The 4,094-nt window shown below is 63.2% G+C and carries 5 protein-coding genes and 1 tRNA gene; 2 read left to right on the forward strand and 4 right to left on the reverse strand.

Annotated elements, in window-relative coordinates:
- Positions 1 to 175: 175 nt before the first annotated feature.
- From EOA22_RS26265 to EOA22_RS26280, 4 genes are all read right to left on the reverse strand, one after another.
- Positions 176 to 397, reverse strand: coding sequence for a DUF6500 family protein (locus EOA22_RS26265; protein WP_027160877.1), 222 nt, complete (start codon positions 395 to 397; stop codon positions 176 to 178).
- 53 nt (positions 398 to 450) lie between these two features.
- A complete protein-coding gene (locus EOA22_RS26270; protein WP_027160878.1) occupies positions 451 to 642 on the reverse strand; it encodes a hypothetical protein in 192 nt (63 codons plus the stop codon).
- A gap of 5 nt (positions 643 to 647) precedes the next feature.
- Positions 648 to 851: a hypothetical protein gene (locus tag EOA22_RS26275; protein WP_013530528.1), complete on the reverse strand. Its 204-nt coding sequence runs from the start codon at positions 849 to 851 to the stop codon at positions 648 to 650.
- A 202-nt stretch (positions 852 to 1,053) separates the two neighbouring features.
- Positions 1,054 to 1,129: transfer RNA gene (locus EOA22_RS26280), tRNA-Cys, on the reverse strand.
- 458 nt (positions 1,130 to 1,587) lie between these two features.
- On the opposite strand from EOA22_RS26280, the gene EOA22_RS26285 reads away from it, so the two are divergent.
- Both EOA22_RS26285 and EOA22_RS26290 read left to right on the forward strand, forming a co-directional pair.
- The gene (locus EOA22_RS26285) at positions 1,588 to 2,631 is read left to right on the forward strand and encodes a LacI family DNA-binding transcriptional regulator (RefSeq protein ID WP_127390320.1); all 1,044 of its coding nucleotides are present in this window, start codon (positions 1,588 to 1,590) and stop codon (positions 2,629 to 2,631) included.
- 63 nt (positions 2,632 to 2,694) lie between these two features.
- Complete coding sequence (locus EOA22_RS26290) at positions 2,695 to 3,942, forward strand: sugar ABC transporter substrate-binding protein (RefSeq protein ID WP_013530526.1); 1,248 nt, start codon at positions 2,695 to 2,697, stop codon at positions 3,940 to 3,942.
- The last annotated feature ends 152 nt before the right edge of the window (positions 3,943 to 4,094 follow it).

Consider the following 4,094-nt stretch of genomic DNA (forward strand, 5'->3'; position numbering starts at 1 on the left):
ATGCGGCCTGGAACCGCGGCCGATGAAGCCGGTTATCTCCAGACATTCGACACCGAGAGCAGTGCCATCCGCGAGGTCGCGTCGAAGGCCTACGACCGCACCCACAAGAGCATGTATGTTCTGACGGCGTCCGATTTCGGCTGATCAGTCCATTGCATGTCGCTCAAAACGACGATTAAAGATCCATCCCCTCGACCATCGCGCGTATCTTCGCAGCCTTTTCGAAATGGTCGAGGCGGTGGGTTCTGATCCACCATTCGGCGGCTTCCATCAGGAGTTCGGGGTTGTCGTTTCTGTTGGCGAAAAACGCATAGAACGACACGCCGACGCCGGCCCCCTTCTCGGAGATCTTGCGGTCGCAAATCTCCAGTATCTTCTGCTTCAGGCTGGCTCTCACGGGAATCCCTTGATTTGCGGTGCGGCAGGCTTCCGCCGGCGGGCCGCTACGGATCAGGCCTTGCGCTCGGCCCGTTCGCGGCGTTTGACATCGCGGACATTCATCTGCACGACCATGTCCTCGGCCTCGCGCGGCCCCATCCCGACCATCACCTTTTGCCGGACCACCGCAGGCTGGCCGGTGAAGACATCGATGATGCTCCAGCTCTGGGGAAGCTCCATACGCAGCGTGTAGCGGTTGGCCATGCCGGTCAGCCTTGCATCGTGAAAAACACGGCGCCCAGGATCAGCACCGTCCAGGCGACGACCGACAGTTTCAGCACCATGCCGCTATGCACGGCCAGAAGCTTCCGCAGGTGCGACACACCTGCCGACGAGGCCGGTGCCGCCGCCAGGGCGGCAGGAGCCTTGAGGCCAAGTTTTCCAAAGACGGGCAGCAGCGACGGTTCACGCACGAAAGGCCTCGAATGTCAGGAAAAAGCGAAGCAAGAACGCTCGGCTCCCTTCCATACCACTCTTTTCGCGCGTGCCGGCATGCCAAATGCAAGACAGGACTGCTTTAACGTCCGGTCCGCACCGCCTTCGTAACGCACAAATCTATTCGTGGGGACTGACTGCCCTTGGGGCAGATTGGGACTGCTGTTCGACGCGAAATTTTGGAGGCCTCGCCTCGGAATCGAACCGAGGCTTCAGAGATTTGCCGTCTCCAGCGTAGCCGCTCCGCCACGAGGCCATGGCTGTTGAAGTAGCGGCCAAATATTTACGGAAAGGTTAATCCCGAGGGACTGTTCAGAATTTTCGGCACGATCTTCAGACCGTCCGCCAGCACATATTGCGGCCAGGTTTGCTGCCCGGCAGCGCCAACCCTTTGCCGGACCTCGCATCCCGCGCACGCTGCGATCCTTCACGCCTCAAGCGGCAGCCCGCCCCGTCTCGACCGAGGGCCTCCAGCACTGCGACTGGCGCTCTTCCCCTGAGCTAAGTGCTGCCGGCGCTGCTTTAACCCGCGTTTGCATTCGAAGGAAGAGAGCCGAGGCCCAACCAGCTTTTCCCTTGAACGGCGATCCAATCTGGTCTAGCCTCAGCTGAGAAAAGGTTTTCTCAAACAATTTCAGTCGGGCTCGGCCACCTGCCGGGCCTCTTTCAGATCGGTAAGAGAAAACCTTTTTCCAACTAAGGACTCTCGGCGCGATGCCATCGGACGATCTGCCTGTTCCGGTCTTTTCCAAGCCAGTCACCTTGCGTGACGTGGCCGCGCAGGCCGGAGTCAGCGTCGCTACCGCATCCAAGGCGCTCAACAGCCAGGGCCGGATGACAGCCGAGACGCGCGAACGCATTCGCGAGACCGCCCGGCGGCTTGGCTTCCGGCCCAACAGCCTGGCGCAAAGCCTGCTCCGACGCCGCAGCTTCACCGTCGGCCTGCTCACCAACGATACCTATGGCCGCTTCTCGCTGCCGCTGATGTCGGGCATTTCGGACGCGCTGGTCGACAATGGCGTCTCGGTGTTCCTGTGCAATGTCGAGGAGGATCCGCGGCTGGGCCAGATGCATGTCGACGCCATGCTCGACAAGCGCGTTGACGGCATCATCGCCACTGGCAAGCGCATCGATCGTCATCTGCCCGTCGACCTCTCCAATCTGCGCGTCCCGGTGATCTATGCCTTCACGCAGCCCGACCCCGACGCCGTTGCCTTCGTCTCGGACGATGTTGGCGGCGCCCGGCTGGCCGTCGAGCATTTTTGCCGGCTTGGCCGCAAGCGCATCGCCCACGTCACCGGGCCGGCGAGCTTTGCCGTGGTACACGCGCGCGTTCAGGCTTACCGCGACGTGCTCGCCGAAAACGGCCTGACGGTCAGCGAGCCGCTGCTCGGCTCCTGGTCGGAAGCCTGGGGTCACCAGGCGGTTGCGCAACTGTTCGACGGCAAAAGCGAAAGGCCGGACGCGGTCTTCTGCGGCAACGACCAGATCGCGCGCGGCGTCATCGATGCTCTGCGCGAACGCGGCCTCGACGTCCCCAGGGATGTCGGCGTCATCGGTTTCGACAATTGGGAGATCGTGGCCGGGGCGACGCGCCCGCCGCTGACCTCTGTCGACATGAACCTGGTCGCGCTCGGGCGCGAGGCCGGGTTGACCCTGCTTTCGCTGGTCGGCGGCAAGCCCGCCGCGCCCGGCATTCGAAAACTGCCGTGCCGGCTGGTGGTGCGGCAGTCATGCGGCCATCCGCCGGGTGGCTGAAAACGAAGCGCCGCGCAATCGGCGCCAAGCCGCGGACCGCGGCCAACCTTGGAGGAGGAGAACATGAGGAACCTGATTGCCAAACTGGCCCTGGCCGCTGCCGTTCTGGGCGGCGGTCTCGGCACTGCCGCCGCCGAGACGGCCAACATATGGGTGCGCGCCGACGGTTCGAATTTCATGCCGAGGATCGTCGATGCCTACAACAAGGCGCACACCAACCAGGTCAAGCTCGATATCATCCCCAATGCCGAGATCATCCCCAAATACGGTGCCGCGGCCGCCGGCGGCACAGCGCCCGACGCGCTGTCGCTCGACCTGATCTACACGCCCTCCTTCGCCGCAGCCGGCCAATTGGAGGACATCACCGACTGGGCAAAGTCCCTGCCCTATTTTGCCAGCCTGTCGCCGGCGCATGTGAAGACCGGCACCTACAAAGACCACATTTACGGCCTGCCCTTCTCCGCCGACGCCTCGGTGCTGATCTGGAACAAGAAGCTGTTCAAGCAGGCCGGCCTCGATCCCGAAAAAGGTCCGGCCAACTGGGCCGAGATCGCGGCCGATGCCGAGAAGGTCAACGCGCTCGGCGGCAACATCAAGGGCTTCTACTTCTCCGGCAATTGCGGCGGCTGCAACATCTTCACCTTCACGCCCCTGATCTGGGCGTCTGGTGGCGACATCCTGAGCGAAGACGGCTCGAAGGCGACGCTGGACAGCCCGCAGCTGCGCGGCGCCATCGATCTCTACCGCTCGATGGTCAAGAAGGATCTGGTACCGGCAGGCGCACAGACCGACACCGGCGCCAATTTCTTTGCCGCCTTCGCCGCCGGCAATATCGGCATCTCGCCGTCCGGCGCCTTTGCCATCGGCGCGCTCAACACCCAGTATCCCGACATCGATTACGGCGTCACCTTCCTGCCGGGCAAGGACAGCGGCTGGTCGTCCTTTGCGGGCGGCGACAATTTCGTCGTCACCAAGGGCACCACGAAACTGCCCGTGGTGAAGGAGTTCCTCGACTTCGCCTATTCGCTCGAGGGCCAGACCATCCTTGCCAAATACGGAAGCCTGCCGGTGCGCGGCGACATCGCCAAGGACGCGTTGAAGGATCTCGATCCGCGCTACCAGATCGCCGCCGAAGCCATGGCCAAGGGCAAGACGCCCTATTCGGTGGTGTTCAACGACCTGATCAACTCCGCCAACGGCCCGTGGACGCAGATGATCAACGAGGTCTTCTTCGGCGACGATGTCGATGGCGCGATAGCCAATGCGCAGGAAACGATGCAGTCGATCATCGACCAGGCGCCGCAGAAGTAGCGGACGCCTGCCGGCCGCCCGCCTGTCTCCCTGGGCGGGTGGCCGGATACCGCATCGCCAACGGCAGGGCTATCGCGTTGAGAAAAGACCCCCTCATCCGGCCGCTTCGCGGCCACCTTCTCCCCGCTGGGGAGAAGAGGCTGGCACCATCC

This window comes from Mesorhizobium sp. M7A.F.Ca.US.014.04.1.1, from assembly GCF_003998745.1.
In the GTDB taxonomy this organism is placed as follows: domain Bacteria; phylum Pseudomonadota; class Alphaproteobacteria; order Rhizobiales; family Rhizobiaceae; genus Mesorhizobium; species Mesorhizobium ciceri.